This window comes from Chitinimonas prasina (genome assembly GCF_030160395.1).
Lineage (GTDB): Bacteria > Pseudomonadota > Gammaproteobacteria > Burkholderiales > Chitinimonadaceae > Chitinimonas > Chitinimonas prasina.
In genome coordinates this window covers 21,665-39,678 of sequence record NZ_BSOG01000002.1, presented here as the reverse complement: position 1 = coordinate 39,678, position 18,014 = coordinate 21,665, and the positions used below count along the sequence as shown (strand labels likewise).

The following is an 18,014-nucleotide window of genomic DNA, read 5'->3' as shown; positions in this document are numbered from 1 at the left end:
GTGCTGCACAGGCTTTATTGGTAGCTATCCGCCTCGATGGTATTGCCAAACACGGAGCACCGCATGCGTCTCACCAGGCCAGCTTGCACCACCTCCTTAGTCTTGTTCACCGCCACCTGCCTGATGGCCCTACCTGCGCAGGCGGGGCGCGGTTGCGACGAGCTGCCCGCGCGGCCCGACCAGCTGCAGCATGCGCTGTCGCTGGCACTCAAGGTACGTACCCGGCTGGAAACCACCCAGCAGCAGGTTGCCATCGTTGCTCGGGTGGGGCGCGACATGAGCAAGTATGGTCTGCGTTACTCTCATGCCGCGCTGGCCTGGCGTGATCACCCGCAAGGTAAGTGGCTGGTGGTGCATGAGCTCAACGAGTGCCATAGCGACCGCTCCAGCCTCTATAACGAGGGCCTGGGGAATGTTTTTCTGGATGTGGTGGAGAACGAGGCTCTGCTGCTGACCCTGCCGGCACCGCTGCAAGCCCGGCTGGCAGAGCGCTTGCGCCATCCTGGCCGCATGCATGAAGCCCGCTACAATGTGGTGGCCTACCCATTCTCCACCCGCTACCAGAACTCCAATCAGTGGCTGCTGGAGACACTGGCGGGTGCGATGGATGATACCGGGCGCCTGAACAATAGACAGGTAGCACAGGAATGGCTCAAAGTGCGCGGCTATCAGCCCAGCATCATCCGGCTGCGTACCTTCAGCCGCCTGGGTGGACGCCTGTTCAACGAGAACGTGGCCTTTGACGACCACCCGACGAACAAGCGCCTGGCAGGTAAGATTGCCGTGGTCACAGTGGAATCGATTGCGGAATTTTTGCAGGCCCAGCAGAGTTTGAGCAGCCGTGAGGTAATCCGGCTGGAATAATCAGGAAAGAGACACGTGCCCTACCTTGACCGGAGCATCCATGCATAACAACAATCAGTTTGATCTGTTCAAGACACGGCGATTCCTGCCCTTGTTCATTACCCAGTTCCTGGGCGCGTTCAACGACAATCTGTTCAAGAATGCCATGCTGGTGATGATCGCCTTCTTCGGCCTGGGCTTTGCCGGCATCAACTCTGCCACGCTCATCAATGCCGCCGCCGGCATCTTCATCCTGCCCTTCTTCCTGTTCTCGGCCACCGCCGGCCAGTTGGCCGAACGCTACGACAAGGCCCAACTGGCACGCTTTGTCAAACTGATGGAAATCGCCATCATGGCGGTCGCCGCTGCCGGCTTCATCCTGCAAAGCGCAGCCACCCTGATGGTGTGCCTGTTCATGATGGGCGTGCATTCAGCCCTGTTTGGCCCACTCAAGTATTCCATACTGCCGCAGTACCTCGACGAGCGTGAATTGCTGGGTGGCAATGGCCTGATCGAGATGGGGACCTTCATCGCCATCCTGCTGGGCCAGATCGGTGGCACACTGATTATCGAGAGCAATAAGGAGAATGCCTCCTTGATGGCTGGCGCCATCGCATCGGCCTGCGTGGCCGTTGCCGTACTGGGCTACCTCAGCAGCCGCGCCATGCCACCAGCACCGCCGCAGGCCAAGAACCTGAAGATCAACTGGAATATCTTCACCGAGACCTGGCACATCATTCGATTGAGCCGCCGCAATCTCACGGTATTCCATTCGCTGATGGGGATTTCCTGGTTCTGGTTTTTCGGTGCCGTCTACCTGACCCAGCTACCCAGCTATGCCAAGGATGTGCTGGGCGGCAATGCCGAAGTCTATACCTTGCTGGTCGCCCTGTTTTCCATCGGTGTTGGGGCTGGCTCAGCCCTGTGCGAAGCCTTGTCGGGCCGCAAGGTTGAAATCGGCCTGGTGCCCTTTGGCTCCATAGGCATGTGTATATTCGGGATCGACCTGTACTTCGCCGCCCCCATGAGCCCAGCTGCACAGGTGGGCTGGCTGGCCTTCCTGCAGGATGCAAGTCATTGGCGCCTGCTGGCCGATATTACCCTGCTCGGGGTGTTCGGCGGCTTCTTCATTGTGCCGCTATATGCCTTGATCCAGATGCGCAGCGAGCCGGAATACCGTTCCCGCATCATTGCCGCCAATAACATACTCAACTCCTGCTTTATGGTGGTGTCGGCCGTGGTCAGCGTACTGGTGCTGGAGGCCGGCGCAACGATTCCGCAGTTGCTGCTGATCGTCGCCATCATGAACATCCCGGTCGCGCTGTATGTCTATGGCCTGCAACCCGAGTTCCTGATGCGCTTTCTGGTATGGATAGCCACCCACACCATGTACCGGGTCAAGCACGAGGGGCTGGACAACATCCCTGAAGAAGGCCCCGCCATCCTGGTATGCAACCATGTGAGCTTCATGGATGCGCTGGTCATAGGCGGCGCAGTGCGGCGGCCGGTACGCTTTGTCATGGACCATCGCATCTTCAAGGTGCCAGTACTCAACTTCATTTTCCGTACTGCCGGCGCCGTACCCATAGCCCCGGCCAAGGAAGACCCGGCCATGAAGGAACGCGCCTTCATGAAAGTGCAGGAATACCTCTCCCAAGGTGAGGTGGTTTGCATCTTCCCAGAGGGCAAGATCACCTTTGATGGCGAACTGAATACCTTCAAGGCAGGGGTGCAGGAGCTAGCCCAGCGCAGCGGCGCCCCGGTGGTGCCCATGGCCTTGCGCGGCCTGTGGGGTAGCTTCTTCAGCCGCAAGGATGGCAGCGCCATGGTCAAGATACCCCGCCGCTTCTGGTCGCGCATCACCCTGGCCGCAAGCCAGCCCGTGCCTGCTGCCGAGGTCCGCGTGGAGGACCTGCAGCAACGCGTGCTGGCATTGCGTGGTAACAGCAAATAAACGTAGCCCGCAGCAGCCAAGCCGGGCGAATTGAACCTTTCATCCCAGGCCCGATCTGCCAAGGCAGTCGGGCCGTTTCATTACCGGAATCATCAATGCAACCTGCCGCCTTGATACGCCAGCTGCTGGCCCCCTACAAAGCCCGCATCGTCTATGCAGCCATGGCGCTGGTGCTCGCTGCCGCTTGCATGCTGCTGGTAGGCCAGGGGCTGCGGGCCGTCATAGATCGTGGCTTCGTCGCCAGCAACCCTGCCCTGCTTGATCAAATATTGCTGGCCCTGTTTGGCCTGATCGCCATCATGGCGGCCGCCACCTACGCCCGGTTCTACTTCGTCTCCTGGCTGGGTGAGCGCGTCACGGCCGACCTGCGCCGCAAGGTATTCGATCACCTCTTGACCTTGCCACCGTCTTTCTTCGAGACGGGCCGTACCGGCGAGGTGATCTCGCGCCTTACCAACGATACCACCCAGATCGAGACCGTTATTGGCTCATCGGCCTCCATGGCCTTGCGCAATGCCTTGCTGCTGGTCGGTGGCTTGGTCATGCTGGCCATCACCAGCCTCAAGTTGACCTTGCTGGTACTGGTGGGGGTGCCACTGGTAGTGGCCCCTATCCTGCTGTTTGGCCGGCGGGTGCGTAAACTGGCCCGTGCCGCGCAAGACAAGGTGGCCGAAGTCAGCAATGTCATTGATGAAACCGTGCACGAGATACGTACCGTGCAGGCCTATGGTCACGAGGGTAGCGACAGACAGGCCTTTGCCGACCGGGTGGAGGCCACCTTCGGCGTCAGCCGGCAGCGCATACGCCAGCGAGCCAGCTTGATTGTGGTGGTGATGGTGCTGGTGTTTGGTGCCGTTGCCGCCATCTTGTGGGTAGGCGGGCATGATGTGCTGGCAGGCAAGATCAGCGCCGGCCAGTTGTCCGCCTTTGTCTTCTATGCGGTCATCGTGGCAGGGGCAGTAGCCACCATCTCGGAAGTCATCGGCGACATCCAACGCGCCGCCGGGGCGCTGGAACGCCTGGTAGAACTACTGGCCACCCGCCCGGACATCGCCGAACCGGCCCAGCCTGTACCATTGCCGCAGCCCTCCGCCGGCGAAGTGGTGTTCGGCTCGGTCACCTTCAACTATCCGAGCCGGCCGCAACAGCCTGCCCTACAGGATTTCAGCCTGCAGGTAGCGCCGGGCGAGAAAGTGGCCCTGGTGGGGCCATCCGGCGCGGGCAAGAGCACGGTATTCCAGCTATTGCTGCGTTTTTACGACCCCGCCCAGGGCGCCATACGGATAGATGGCGTCGACCTACGCGATGCCAGGATCCACGAACTACGCCAGCGCATCGCCCTGGTATCGCAAGAAGCCGTAATCTTTGCCATGAGCGTGCTGGACAATGTGCGCTATGGCCGGCCAGACGCCAGTGAGGATGAGGTTCGGCAGGCCTGTGAAGCGGCATTTGCCAGCGAATTCATCGTACAGTTGCCAGAGGGCTACCACACCAATCTGGGTGAGCGCGGTGTACGCCTGTCAGGGGGGCAGCGCCAGCGCATCGCCATTGCCCGCGCCATCCTGGCCAATCGGCCCCTGTTGCTGCTGGACGAAGCCACCAGCGCGCTCGACAGCCATAGTGAGCGCAAGGTGCAGCAGGCGCTCGAAACCTTGATGCAGGGACGCACTACCTTGATCATTGCCCATCGTCTCTCGACCGTGCTGCACGCCGATCGCATCGTGGTGGTGGATGGCGGCCGTATCAGTGCCATAGGCAGCCATGCCGACTTACTGCAAAGTAGCCCGCTGTATCAGCGGCTGGCCAGCCTGCAGTTTCAGCAATAGCCGCCGGCTGGGAAACCCAGCCCTCAGGAAATGACATTGTCTTGACAATATCGCATAAGTGTGTCGTTTACCCACCTTTATCAGTAAAAGATGGTATTGAATATTTCGAGCAGTTGCTCGATCTGCTAGCCTAGCGGCGAGGTCACGGAGATGGCCCGATGCAATAACTACCGGAGACACTCCCCTATGCGCATTGGTATCGCCACAGACTCTGCCTGCGACCTACCACGTAGTTTTCTCGACAAGCACCACATCGTCATCCTGCCGGTCTCCATCAAGGGCCCCGGTGGCGAGTTCGTTGACAACCGCCTGCCGGACGAAACCCAGGATTTCTATAAATCGGTAGCCGAAAATGGTGACGCGGAGTTCGCTACCCGCCCCTTCAGCCCCGATGAGATCCGCGACCTATTCCTTAGCCGTCTGGTACTGGAGTTCGACTACGTCTTCTGTATCACGGTGATGAAGACCCGTAGCCTGATCTTTGAGAATGCCACCCATGCCTCGCTCCGCATTCTCAGCGACTATCGGCCCATCCGCGAACAAGCCAACGTCAAGGCGCCATTCTCTTTAAGGGTGTTTGACAGTGCCAACGTCGCCACCGGCCAGGGCCTGGTGGTGTCGGAAGTCGCCCGCATGATCGCGGCCGATGTCTCCACCCTCGATATCATTCGCCAACTGGACAAACTGACCCAGCACACCCAGGCCTTTCTGGTGCCGTCCGAACTGGGCCAATTGCATAGCCAGGCACGCCGACGCGGCGACAAGAGCGTGGGTTTCCTCACCTATGCACTGGGCTCGGCGCTGGACATCAAGCCCATATTGCGCGGCTACCGTGGCGACACCAACCCCGTTGGCAAGATAAGGGGCTTCGAGGCCGGCTGTAACAAGCTGTTCGAGGCCGCCCGCACGCTGATACGCGATGGCGGCCTGCTGGCCCCCACCGTCAATGTCAGTTACGGCGGCGACCCTGCCGTCGTCGAGCAGATGCCGGGCTATGTGGCCCTGCTTGCCGATGCCCGACCCCGCAACATCAACGTCTATCTGTCCGAGATGAGCAGCACAGCCTGTGTCAATATCGGCGTGGGCGGCTTGTCGCTGGCATTTGCCTCAGAGAAGGAAGTGCGCTTCGACTAGCCCCCTTTGCGGGTACAAGGCAAAAAGCCGCGAGATTTCGCGGCTTTTTTCATGGGATATCACCTGCAGCGACAGCCAGCATATGAGCTATATGTAAATGGTGCCCACCTGCAAGATTGATCCATGCCTCCTCACGAATCGCCGCACAACAACCTTATCTTGATAGTGGACGACCATGCCACCTTGCGGCAATCCATCAAGGGCATCCTGGCAGAACTGGGCTATCAAGCAGTGGAACAGGCGAGCAATGGTCGCGAAGCCATCTCTGTACTGCAGCAGCATCCTGTTGCCTGCATAGTCAGCGACTGGAACATGCCAGGCATGGATGGCCTTCAGTTGCTGGAATGGGTACGCACCAATCCCCCCACGGCTGGTATACCCTTCATGTTGCTAACCGCCGACGCCACTCGTGATCGCATCAAGGCGGCCCTTCATCGAGGTGTCAGCGACTATCTGGTCAAGCCCTTCACCAGCCAGCAATTTCGGCAGCGCTTCCAGCGACTTATCGATGGCGAGGCACTGCCACCACAGGCGCCAGTCGAGCGCGCCGAAGTGGTGGGTTTACCGCCACGGGATGTGGATGGCAAGCGCAAAACCATCCTGATCGTTGACGACGTCAAGGACAATATTGAAGTAACCGCCGGCCTGCTGGAGCAAGACTACGGCATCAAGGTAGCCATCAGTGGCCAGAAAGCTTTGGACATCGTCGCCAAGCAAGCCCCCGACCTGATACTGCTGGATGTGATGATGCCCGGCATGGATGGCCACGAGGTATGTCGCCGCCTAAAACAGGATGAAGCAACCCGGCATATCCCCATCATCTTCATGACAGCGCGTGATCAACCCAGCGATGTGGCCGAAGGGTTGGAGTTAGGCGCAGTCGACTATGTAGTCAAGCCAGCGCACCCTACCGTGCTGCGCGCCAGGGTGCGCACGCATCTCAGGCTGGCTCAGCATCTGGTTCAGCTTACCGAGCAATCCAGCACCCTGGCAGAGCACGCCCACTTGCGTGACGAGGTGGAACGCATGGGCAGGCATGATCTGAAAAACCCGCTCACCGCCGCGCTGCAGGCCAGTGAATGCCTGCTGGACGACCCAGGCATCGGCCCCAGACAGCGGGAGCTGGCCCGGCTAGCGAACGACGCGACCCGGCAAGCCATAGAGCAGGTCAACCGCACCCTGGATCTGTTCCGTATCGAAACAGGCACCTTTGTGCTGCAGGCACAGCCATTTGACCTGGCCGACATACTGGTCCAAGCCGCGCGGGAAACCGAGACCAGCTTTCTGGCTAAAGGCATACGGATACAAATCCCGGCCGATGCGGCCCACGCCAATTGGGCGCTGGGTGACAGTGGCCTGACCGCCAGCCTGCTGGGCAATCTGCTGCGTAATGCTGCCGAGGCCTCGCCCGACAACGGGGTTGTCACCGCCCGTTTCGGTCTGAACGAACAATGGTTGACGCTCAGCCTGCACAACCACGGTGCCATCCCGCCTGAACTTAGGCAGCGCTTTTTCGACAAATACGCCACAGCGGGCAAGGTAGGTGGCACCGGCATAGGCACGTACTCGGCCCGGCTTTACGCCAGGGCACAGAACGGTGAGCTGCAATTTGAAAGCGACGATGCGGGCGGCACCACGCTGATACTCAGCCTGCCCGCCGCACCATCAGGCAGCAACAGCACCCCATGAGCAAGCTCCTCCACGCCCTCAGTCCGGCCAGCAGCCGGCCCATGGGCTGGATAGCCAGGCTGCGTGAACGCCAACAGTCACAACTACGGCAGTTGCGGCAACAGCAGGAACGCATCCACGCTGTATTACCCATGGCCGTATTCCAGTTCCAGTTGATCGGTGATGAAGGCCGCTATCTGTATGTCAGCCCCAAGGTGGCCGACATACTGGGCGTGGAAGCGCACGAGATACTGGCGGATCACCGAAACCGCTGGCGCAATGTTCCACCGGAAGAGGCCCGGAACTGCAAAATGAAGGCCTTGCACGCCGCCAAACAGGGCATAGGGCTGGAGTACGAGCACAGCCTGGACATGTTTGGGGCCGCACGCTGGGTACGCGCCTATGCCGACCCCTTCAGGCAAGCGGATGGCAGTATGGTGTGGAGTGGTTACTGGATGGACATCACCGCACAGCGCCGCCAGACCTGGGCCCTGCATGACGCCCGAAACCAGGCAGAACAGGCCACCGCCGCCAAATCCATGTTCCTGGCCAATATGAGCCATGAGATACGCACGCCGTTGAACGCCATCATCGGCATGTCTTACCTGGCGCTAGAGGGCGAGCTGGCCGCGCCTCAGCGCAGCTACATCGAGAAAATCCACAAGGCCGGGGACGCCTTGCTGAACCTGATCAACGGCATACTGGACTCCGCCAAGATCGAATCCGGTCAATTCCGGCTTGAGCAAGTGCCATTCGAGTTGCAGGAAGTCCTGGAACATCTACGCGTGGTGACGCAATACCTGGCCGAGAACAAGGGGTTGGCTTACCGGCTGCAGGTGTCCGACACCCTGCCCCGCGTTCTACTGGGCGACCCTTTGCGCCTGGGCCAGGTGCTCATCAATCTGCTCAGCAATGCCATCAAGTTTACCGAGCGTGGAGAAGTCGCACTGACGCTAGAATTATTGGCGCAGCAGTCAGGGCGTATCCAGATACAGGGCACGGTAAGCGACACCGGCATAGGCATGACACAAGAACAGGCAGGCAAGGTCTTTAAGGCCTTTACCCAGGCAGATGGCTCTACCACCCGCCGCTATGGTGGAACCGGGCTGGGACTTTCCATCAGCCGGGAATTGATTACCCTGATGGGTGGCGATATCCGGGTGGAGAGCCTGCCCGCGCAGGGCAGCCGATTCATCTTTGATTGCTGGATGGGCCAGGCCGATGGTGGGCTGCCCACCAAGCGCCACGCAGCGCCGCAAACTGCAAAAAAGCTACCTGCATCAATAGCCGCAGCCCACACCACCACAAGGCCATTGGCGCAATGGCAGGATCAGTTGGATCGCCTGCTACAGTTAATAGAAGACAGTGACCGTGAGGCCAACCGGCTGTTCGCCTGCCTGGCTGCTGATATCGCCGCCTGCTTCGGTAGCCGCCCGTGCGAGGATGTTGGACACGCCCTTGCCGAATTCGACTACGATCAAGCGCTGGAGGCCTTGCGCACCGCCATTCGGGCCAATACACCCGGTTTAGGTTAGCTTTAGGAAATTGTTAAGGAAGCCGGCATCAGTCCAAACAGCGTTGCCTGATACACTGCCCTTTCATCTTAGCCCCGGTGGAATACTCACGTTTCCGCCCAGCCTGCCGCCATGGACAAGACACCGAATATCCTGATCGCAGACGATTACCACCAGATGCGACTGGCGGTACAGCATGTCCTCAACGGTATGGAACTGCACAACCTGCACGCAGCCAGCCAGGGGCTGGAGGCCAAGCACATACTGGAATCCGTTCCCATACAGCTGGTTATTGCGGATTGGAACATGCCCGGCATGACGGGCTACGAACTACTGTGCTGGTGCCGCAACGACGGCCACTATCGCGATGTACCGTTCATCCTGCTCACAGCCGAATCCGGCAGGGAGTTTCTGGGAAAAGCCATCGAGGCCGGTGTCAGCGACTACCTGGTCAAGCCATTCACTGCCGCCACCCTGCGCGCCCGTATCGTCAAGTTGCTGGGCAAATCGGTAGTACCGGCGCAGACAGTGTTGCCCAAAGCAACGCTGAAACCCCTGCCCATGCCTATGCCCTTGCCGGCAGAAACTCCGGTGCTGGGCCTGGATGCCCCCAGTGAGGAACGGCTGTCTCGGGCATCGGTACTGGTAGTGGATGACGTGGCCACCAACATCGAAGTCATCGCCGGCATACTCAAGAGCGAATACGCCATCAAGGTAGCCATCAGCGGTCGCAAGGCGCTAGAGATAGCCAATGGCCCCAACCCGCCCGACCTGATACTGCTCGATGTGATGATGCCCGAGATGGACGGCAACGAAGTGTGCCGCCAGCTCAAGGCCAATCCGGCCACCCGTGATATCCCGGTGATCTTTCTAACAGCGCGCGACCAGGCCGACGATGTGGTCGATGGGCTGGACCTGGGCGCGGTTGATTACGTGGTCAAGCCGGCGCAACCCGCCATACTCAAGGCACGTATCCGCACTCATCTGCGCTTGAGCCAGGCCCGACGCGACCTGACCAGGCAGAACCAGGTACTGTCTGACAATGCCCGCCTGCGCGACGATATTGAGCGCATTACCCACCACGACCTGAAAAACCCCATCAGCGCCATTGCCCATACGGCCGAACTGATGCTGCTCGACAGCGACTGGCCCAACGCCCAGCGCGAACGGCTGGAACTGCTGGAGGGCGCGGCACGCCATGCGCTGGACATGGTGACCCTGTCACTGACCCTGTACAAGATCGAGCAGGGCCAATTCCAGGCCGAAACCACCCGGCTGGCACTGGGCAAGCTGCTGGATACCGTGGTGCAGGAGATCAAGGTGCAGTTCGCCTGGAAGCCGGTAGACATCGTACTGGACAGGCCACTGGAACAGAATGCTTTGGCCGAAGCGGCGCTGTGCCGCTCCATCTTTGCCAACCTACTGAAAAATGCCGTGGAAGCCGCTGCAGACGATAGCGTGGTGCGCATTGCACTGACCCGCGTCGGTGGCGAGTGCTTGGTTGAAGTGATGAATCAGGGTGCCGTACCAACTAGCATCCGTCCGCGCTTCTTCGACAAATATGTCACCCATGGCAAGTCCGGTGGTACCGGCCTTGGCACCTATTCAGCCAAGCTACTGACCGAAGCCCAGGGCGGCCATATAGACCTGATTTGCGACGATACCCAGGATAGCACCCAGGTCTTCGTCTATCTCCCTGCCGCAGACTAACGCATGCTCGACTCCAAGTATCTTTACCTCATCCGAAGCATAGCCATCGTTGTCATCTTTGCGCTGGCCGCTCAGCTGGGTGCGGTGTTCATGTCGACCGGTAGTGCCTTCCTCACCCCGGTCTGGCCGCCAGCAGCCGTAGCCTGCGCCGTGGCGCTGCTCTATGGCCCTCGTTATCTGCTTTGTATCGCGCTCTATATCTATTACGACTATGTCTCCGTCGATTTTTACAAGAGCAGCCGCTACCTCTATGGCCTGATAGAGCCCGTCTGCATGGCCATCACCGCCAGCAGTGTTGCCTTTATCGCCCGCCGCACCAGTCTCGATCTGTCGCTGGGCAAGGTCAGGGACAATCTATGGCTGATGGCGATGGCACTGCTCTACGCCATCATCAGCGCCAGCCTGGCAACCGTCGGCTATTGTGGTTTTGCCGCTACTGCACGCTGTACCGACAACGGCTGGTTTGGCCACTGGGCTCAATTTGGGGTGGGTGATCTATTTGGCCTGTGGATCTGCCTGCCAGCCCTGATCTCCTGGGGCTTACGGCTGGATGCCGACAGCCGTAAGGTGCTGAACGCACCGGAACGCTATCGGCCGGTACCGCTCAAGCACACCTCGCAGCAGATCATCTATATCGTAACCGGCATGGGCTGTGCCGCTCTGGCCTGGTGGTACACCCGCTATGCTGCACTCCCAGTGGAGGTAGTCGGTTTCATGGCGCTACCCCTGCTGGTCTGGGCCGCCCTGCGGTTCCCACCACTCTTCGTGCATTCCGCCATTCTGGTGACGGGCCTGGTCACCATCTCGCTGCAGTTGACCGGCCAGACCGGTGTGCTGATCGACACGCCTACCCATCTGGCATCGCTGTTCCTATTCCTGCTGTCGCTTTCCATGCTGACACTGCTGGTTACGGTTGTGATACAGCAGCAGCGGGAGCTGGCCGCATCGCTGGCCCACCGAGCAGAGCAGGCCCGTACCGAGATCCTGCTGGCAGCAGCGCCGGAAGCCATCATCAGCATTGATGGCCGTGGTCAGATTATCTACTGGAACCCTGCTGCAGAACGCATCTTTGGCTGGACCCGCGAGGAGGCTTTGGGTCGCCAGGTTCATACCTTCCTGCCACCTCAATCCCTTCGGGCGGTGGCCGATGCAGGCCTGGAACGGTTTCATAAAACCGGCCAAGGCCCCTTGATAGACCATGTTGTCGAAGTCGAGGGCTGCCACGCCAAGGGCCATCTGGTACCTATAGAGTTGGCCTTGACCGGATATCAGGAAGGCCGTGAGTGGCACGCCACCGCCTTTGTCCGCGATATCAGCGAGCGCAAGCGCAATGAACAGGCACTGACGGCCGCCGAAGTACGGGCCCGCGAGCTGACCGACAAGCTGCCGCTGGCCGTATTCCAGCTCCGCTTTGTCGACGGCAAGCCGGTGGTGACCTTTGCCAATGCACAATGGCAGGAGTTTGGACGCTCGCCTGAGGCCATCATGTCGGATGCCGACGAGGCCTTCAGCCTGATCGTCGAGCGCGATGTGGAGAGCGTACATACCGCCATCCGTGAGGCCGTCGTACAGAGCCGCCCATGGGAGCAGGCCTTCCGTATACGCCGCAGCGATGGCCAGTTGCGTTGGGTCTGGGGTGAAGCACGCCCCAGCATAGTGGCCAGTGGCGAAATGATCTGGAATGGCTTCTGGCAGGACATTACCGACAGCCAGGAAGCCCGTGCCGAACTGGCCGCAGCGCGCGACCAGGCTCAAGACTCCCGCCGCCGCCTGATCGACCTTTCTGACGCACTGCCCCTCGCCATCTTCCAGCTCAGGCTGGAACCCGATGGTCGGCTCCACTACCCATTCGCCAGCGCCAAGGTCAAGGATATCCTGGGCATAGATTACACCGACCTGCAGTCTGACCCGGCCGCTCGCTGGCGCCATGTCATGCCCGAGGATCGCAGCCATGCACAGGGCATCGTCCGGCGGGCCATCGCTGGCAAGCACAACACCGATTTCGAGCACCGGGTACTGCGGGACGGCATGGTGCATTGGGTTCAGGTACGCACCATATGCAGCGCCCAACCAGATGGTTCCTGGGTCTGGAACGGTTTCTGGATGGATGTCACCGAAGCCCGCCAGCAGGGTGAAGCCATACGCATGGCCAAGGAGGAAGCCGAACTGGCAACCCAGGCCAAGTCCATGTTCCTGGCCAATATGAGCCATGAAATACGTACGCCCATGAATGCCGTCATCGGCATGGCCCATCTGGCGCTCAAGACCCCACTCTCACCCAAGCAGCGCGACTATGTGGAGAAGATCCATACCGCTGGCGTTTCCCTGCTGGGTGTCATCAACGACATCCTCGATTTTTCCAAGATCGAGGCCGGCAAACTGGATATCGAGTCGGTGGATTTCGACCTGGATGAGGTATTGGCCAACGTGGCTGCCGTCACCGGCGGGCGGGCGCAAGACAAAGGTCTGGAATACCTGTTTGACGTACCGAACAATGTACCGCGCCGGCTAAATGGCGACCCACTGCGGCTGGGTCAGGTATTGATCAACCTGGTCAACAACGCAGTCAAGTTCACCGAGCGCGGCGAAGTCCGGCTGGCGGCCAAGGTACTGGAGCAGGACGACGAAGGCGTGCACCTGGCGTTCGAAGTCAGTGATACCGGCATAGGCATGAGCCCGGAACAATCGTCCCAGCTGTTCAAGGCCTTCACCCAGGCCGATGGCTCCACCACCCGCAAGTTCGGGGGTACCGGCCTGGGGCTAAGCATCTCCCGCCGGCTGGTGGAGATGATGGGCGGCGAGATCAGCGTCGAAAGCACGCTGGGCGAAGGTTCACAGTTCCGCTTCTGCGCCCGGCTGGGCCTCGCCCGCAATGAAGCAGCCGTGTGCCGGGTACTGCCTATCGCTTTTAACAATATGCGGGTGCTGGTGGTGGACGACAATCCCGTTGCACGCGACGTCATGGTCGGGGCACTGGGTGATATGCCTTTCCGTGTGGACGCGGTGGATTCCGGTGCGGTCGCACTGGCTGCCATACGCGCGGCCGATGACAATGACCCCTACCGCGTGGTGCTGACCGACTGGCAAATGAAGGGCATTGATGGCATAGAACTGACCCGGCAGGTCAAAAATGACCCCGCCTTGCGGCAGGTTCCCGTCATCGTGCTGGTCACCGCCTTTGGTCGTGAGGAGATACGCCATCGTGCCGAGAATGCCGCCGTGGATGGTTTCCTGCTCAAACCTGTCAACCGCTCTACCCTGGTCGACACACTGGTGACGCTGGTGGGCAGCGATATTGGTGAAACTGGCGAACTGCCGCTGGTACACAGCAGCCGACCGCTGGATGGCGCCAGGATACTGCTCGTGGAAGACAATGAGGTCAATCAGCAGATCGCCCGCGAACTGCTGGAAAGCATGGGCCTGCGCATCGACATTGCCAACAATGGCCAGGAAGCCCTTGATCAGCTGCACGCCGTAGGACCACATTACTACTCCTTGGTATTCATGGATCTGCAGATGCCCATCATGGATGGCCACGAGGCCACGCTTGCCATACGGGCCGACGCCCAGTTCCGGCAAATGCCCATCGTGGCGATGACCGCACATGCCATGGTCGAAGAGCGCGAGCGCTGCCTCGACGAAGGCATGCAAGATCACATCAGCAAGCCGATAGAGCCCGAGGCCCTGTTTGCCTGCGTGCGCCGCTGGATAGGTGGCGAGCAGGCCAGCGAGCTCCTGGTAACGGCAGACGAAGATGGCCTGCCTGTCATGCCCGGTCTCAATACCCGCGAAGGCTTGCGTCGTGTGGCAGGGAACCAAGTGCTGTACGTCAAGTTGCTGGGCCAGTTTGCCGAGCGCTTCGGTCAGAGCGCGGGCAGGATCGCCGAGCTATTGGGGCAGAATGATGCCGAGGCCGAGCGAGAGGCACACTCCCTGCGTGGGGTTGCGGCCAATATCGGTGCCCAAGGGTTACAAGAGCAGGCCGGCATCGTGGAACAGGCCATACGCCAGCAGCAGCCAGTGGCGGAAATACGGCTGGCCATCGCCAAGCTTGAAGTCGATCTCGATCTGTTCTGCCGCTATCTGTCGCAAGCCCTACCCCAGGCAGCCCCGCCACCGCAGATCCCAGAGACACCGCTGCAACCCTTGCTGGCTCGTTTGAGCCGCTTGCTGCAGGACAACGATGGAGAGGCCCTGAGCCTTATCGAAGAACAAGGTGCGCGCTTACGCGGTGGCCTCGGGCATTCCTTTGCCGCAGTCGAACAAGCCATCGGTCAATATGATTACGATGCCGCCCTGGCACTATTGGGTGTGCTCGCCAGCCGTGCCGGCGTCAGCCTGAGCCAGCCCGAACCTTCAGAGTCCTCCTCATGACCGACCAAGTCGATCTTTCCTGGACTACTGGCAACTGGCGCCAGGACTTCGAGCACGCACTGGGGCTGATGCGAGACAAGCCCCAGCAGACACGTGCGTTGGGCCAGCGAATGATAGCGGCCGGCAGTTTGGAGCACCCCCCGTTGCAATCTCACTATGGTGCCCTGATCCAATCGCTCAGCGACTATTTTGATGATCGCAACGAGCATACCGAAGCCGTTTTTCGCCAGCTGCATGACACGTTTACCAGCCTGAACGACCCCGACGGGCAGCTACTGAGTGCTTTTGGCATGCTGGCCGTTGCGCGGGTACAGGGCCGAATTGAGGAAGGCTATCGCTTCGCGCAGGAATACGTCGTTCCCTTCCTGCCCAACACCCCCAGCATGAGCAGCGTACTGCTCCTGAACACTCTGGGTATCCTGGCACAGGAATACGGCCTGACCGATGAAGCGCTGCGCCATTTCTATAGCGCACTGGAAGCCGCCCGTTCACTGGGGTTGAAAGCGCGTGAAGCACAGATCACCTGCAATATCGGTGAGCTGTTCTATGTCTGCGGCAATGCCGAAGATGGCGAAACCATGCTGCAACAGGCCCAGGAATTGGCCATGCACACGGAAGAACGCTGGTTGCGGCCTTTCGTCAGCCTGATCCTGGCACTGTGCAAACTCTCGCGCGACAACAGCGAAGCGGCCTATGCGGTGCTGGAGGAGTTCCTTGACGACCACCCCGACATTGCCAACTCTGCGCCGTCCAACCGGGGTTTCTTCCATGCGGTTGCGGCCTACACCCTGGCAGAACGGGGTTTGCTGGATCAGGCCGAGGCTTTGAGCCAACGGGCCCTGAACGAGATGACGTTGTACGAGGAGAGGCATCTCCGACCCTATACCTGGTGGGCCAGCGGCCATATACACCACCTGCGTGGCAGGCAGGATGAGGCCATCATTGACCTGAACCGGGCCATAGATGAGACAGGCGACCTGGGCTATGTATTCATGCCCATGCGGGCCTGCCTGGAACTTTCGGATATCCATACGGCACGCGGCGACTGGCAAGCCGCGCTGCGCGATTACAAGCGCCATCACAGCCTGTACGAACGCGCGCAGGACCAGGCCACGCGCACGCGACTCAAGCTGCTCAGCATCAAGAGCGAGCTGCGTGAAGCAGAGGCGGGCCTGCGGCATGCCGAGGAAGCCACCCGTGCCAAATCGATGTTTCTGGCCAATATGAGCCATGAGATCCGCACACCAATGAATGCCATCATCGGCATGGCGCATCTGGCGCTCAAGACACCACTCACGCCCAAGCAGCGCGACTACGTCGAGAAAATCCATACCGCCGGGGTGTCGCTTCTGGGCATCATCAACGACATTCTCGACTTCTCCAAGATAGAGGCTGGAAAGCTCGATATCGAGTCAGTGGATTTCGATCTGGACGAAGTCCTGGCCAATGTCGCTGCTGTCACCGGCGGCCGTGCGGAAGATAAAGGCCTGGAGTACCTGCTGGATATCCCGGCCGATCTGCCCCGCCATCTCAATGGCGATCCGCTGCGACTAGGTCAGGTGCTGATCAATCTGACCAACAATGCCGTCAAGTTCACCGAGCATGGCAGTATCCGCCTGTCTGCCAAGCTGGAACGCACTGCGGGCGAAGACCTGGTACTGGCATTCGAAGTTGCCGACACCGGCATAGGCATGAGTTCTGAACAGGCAGGTCGCCTGTTCCAGGCCTTTACTCAGGCCGATGGCTCCACCACCCGCAGGTTTGGCGGCACGGGCCTGGGCCTTAGCATTGCCCGCCGGCTGGTCGAGATGATGGGGGGGCAGATAGGCGTGCAAAGTACGCCTGGCAAGGGCTCCAGTTTTCGCTTCACGGTCAGGCTCAAGCCGTCGTCAGCACCCGCACCGGCGTCGGATTACGCCAGCCCTGCGCTCTCCGTACTACCCAAGTTCAATGGTGTATCGGTACTACTGGTCGAAGACAATGAAATCAACCAGCAGATTGTCGTTGAGCTGTTGCAAGCTGCAGGCGTAGTGGTAGAAGTGGCTGGCAACGGCCGCGAGGCACTGGACCTGTTGCTGCAAACCGATAGGCCTCTCTACGATCTGATCCTCTTGGATGTGCAGATGCCCATCATGGATGGCTATGCCACCATCCGCGCTATACGGGCCGAGCCGCGTTTTGCCGACCTGCCTGTTGTGGCCATGACTGCCCATGCCATGCAAGAAGAGAAACAGCGCTGCCTTGATTCGGGCATGAACGGCCACCTGGCCAAACCCATCACCCCGCAGAGCCTGTTCGACACGGTAGCCCATTGGACCAGCCTGCGCCCACGCACAGCGCAAGCGGCAGTCCCTCAATCAACCAGTGAGCTGCCCCAGCTCGATGGACTCAACGTAGAAAGTGGCCTTGCCCGCACGCTGGGCGACAAGGCCCTATACCTGGCCTTGCTGGATCGTTTCTCGCAGGAGCAGGCCGGCGTCATGGAACGCATGCGCGCTGCATTGCGCAACGACCGCGCCACAGCCCGACGTCTCGCCCACACACTAAAAAGCGTCGCCGGCCTGATCGGCGCCGTGCAGATACAGGCGTTGGCTGGCGATCTAGAAGAACAACTGCAGGAAGGCCGCCCCACGCCGGCCGACAGCCAGCTGGCGCCGCTGGAACTGGCACTGACTGCGCTGCTAGATGGTCTGGTGCAGTACTGCCCAACGGCACCTGCCATTGCCACCACTGCAGATACGCTGGCAGGGCTGGTCACCTTGCTGCGCGCCCAGGATGGTGAGGCACTCGATTATTTCGACCAGCATCGCGATGTGCTGGTACAGGCGTTGCCAGATGCCATACTGCAAAAAGTCGAAAGACAGATACGCCAGTACGATTACGACACCGTACTGGCCTTGCTGGAAGCGCAATAGTGCATACAAACGCAACGGTCTCCGGCTCCGAGCCAGCCACCTAAGCTGGTAGAGCGCCGCCGAGGCCGGGAGGAAA

9 protein-coding genes are annotated in these 18,014 nt (G+C 60.2%); all 9 read left to right on the top strand.

Annotation, left to right across the window (positions count from 1 at the left end; genetic code table 11):
* Positions 1 to 63 precede the first annotated feature (63 nt).
* The gene (locus QQK16_RS07505; protein WP_284195829.1) at positions 64 to 864 is read left to right on the top strand and encodes a DUF2145 domain-containing protein; all 801 of its coding nucleotides are present in this window, start codon (positions 64 to 66) and stop codon (positions 862 to 864) included.
* Positions 865 to 904: 40 nt separating this feature from the next.
* Entirely contained in the window at positions 905 to 2,797 is a 1,893-nt protein-coding gene (locus QQK16_RS07500) for an MFS transporter (protein ID WP_284195828.1), read from the top strand.
* Between the two features lie 95 nt (positions 2,798 to 2,892).
* The gene (locus QQK16_RS07495; protein WP_284195827.1) at positions 2,893 to 4,623 is read left to right on the top strand and encodes an ABC transporter transmembrane domain-containing protein; all 1,731 of its coding nucleotides are present in this window, start codon (positions 2,893 to 2,895) and stop codon (positions 4,621 to 4,623) included.
* Positions 4,624 to 4,809: 186 nt separating this feature from the next.
* A complete protein-coding gene (locus QQK16_RS07490) occupies positions 4,810 to 5,757 on the top strand; it encodes a DegV family protein (protein ID WP_284195826.1) in 948 nt (315 codons plus the stop codon).
* A 123-nt stretch (positions 5,758 to 5,880) separates the two neighbouring features.
* Complete coding sequence (locus tag QQK16_RS07485) at positions 5,881 to 7,446, top strand: response regulator (protein WP_284195825.1); 1,566 nt, start codon at positions 5,881 to 5,883, stop codon at positions 7,444 to 7,446.
* Positions 7,443 to 8,960, top strand: a complete 1,518-nt coding sequence (locus QQK16_RS07480) for a PAS domain-containing sensor histidine kinase (RefSeq protein ID WP_284195824.1) — start codon at positions 7,443 to 7,445, stop codon at positions 8,958 to 8,960. Before QQK16_RS07485 ends, QQK16_RS07480 begins: the two co-directional genes overlap by 4 nt.
* A 111-nt stretch (positions 8,961 to 9,071) precedes the next feature.
* Entirely contained in the window at positions 9,072 to 10,649 is a 1,578-nt protein-coding gene (locus tag QQK16_RS07475; protein WP_284195823.1) for a response regulator, read from the top strand.
* A 3-nt stretch (positions 10,650 to 10,652) separates the two neighbouring features.
* Positions 10,653 to 15,023 carry a response regulator gene (locus QQK16_RS07470; protein ID WP_284195822.1) on the top strand — a complete coding sequence of 1,457 codons (4,371 nt, stop codon included), beginning with the start codon at positions 10,653 to 10,655 and terminating at the stop codon, positions 15,021 to 15,023.
* A complete protein-coding gene (locus tag QQK16_RS07465) occupies positions 15,020 to 17,938 on the top strand; it encodes a tetratricopeptide repeat-containing hybrid sensor histidine kinase/response regulator (RefSeq protein ID WP_284195821.1) in 2,919 nt (972 codons plus the stop codon). Before QQK16_RS07470 ends, QQK16_RS07465 begins: the two co-directional genes overlap by 4 nt.
* Positions 17,939 to 18,014: the final 76 nt, after the last annotated feature.

What these genes read in the sequence shown, in the direction of transcription:
- QQK16_RS07490 (WP_284195826.1), top strand. Translation starts at nt 4,810, where the DNA reads ATGCGCATTGGTATCGCCACAGACTCTGCCTGCGACCTACCACGTAGT.
- QQK16_RS07500 (WP_284195828.1), top strand. Translation starts at nt 905, where the DNA reads ATGCATAACAACAATCAGTTTGATCTGTTCAAGACACGGCGATTCCTG.
- QQK16_RS07505 (WP_284195829.1), top strand. Translation starts at nt 64, where the DNA reads ATGCGTCTCACCAGGCCAGCTTGCACCACCTCCTTAGTCTTGTTCACC.
- QQK16_RS07480 (WP_284195824.1), top strand. Translation starts at nt 7,443, where the DNA reads ATGAGCAAGCTCCTCCACGCCCTCAGTCCGGCCAGCAGCCGGCCCATG.
- QQK16_RS07495 (WP_284195827.1), top strand. Translation starts at nt 2,893, where the DNA reads ATGCAACCTGCCGCCTTGATACGCCAGCTGCTGGCCCCCTACAAAGCC.
- QQK16_RS07470 (WP_284195822.1), top strand. Translation starts at nt 10,653, where the DNA reads ATGCTCGACTCCAAGTATCTTTACCTCATCCGAAGCATAGCCATCGTT.
- QQK16_RS07465 (WP_284195821.1), top strand. Translation starts at nt 15,020, where the DNA reads ATGACCGACCAAGTCGATCTTTCCTGGACTACTGGCAACTGGCGCCAG.
- QQK16_RS07485 (WP_284195825.1), top strand. Translation starts at nt 5,881, where the DNA reads ATGCCTCCTCACGAATCGCCGCACAACAACCTTATCTTGATAGTGGAC.
- QQK16_RS07475 (WP_284195823.1), top strand. Translation starts at nt 9,072, where the DNA reads ATGGACAAGACACCGAATATCCTGATCGCAGACGATTACCACCAGATG.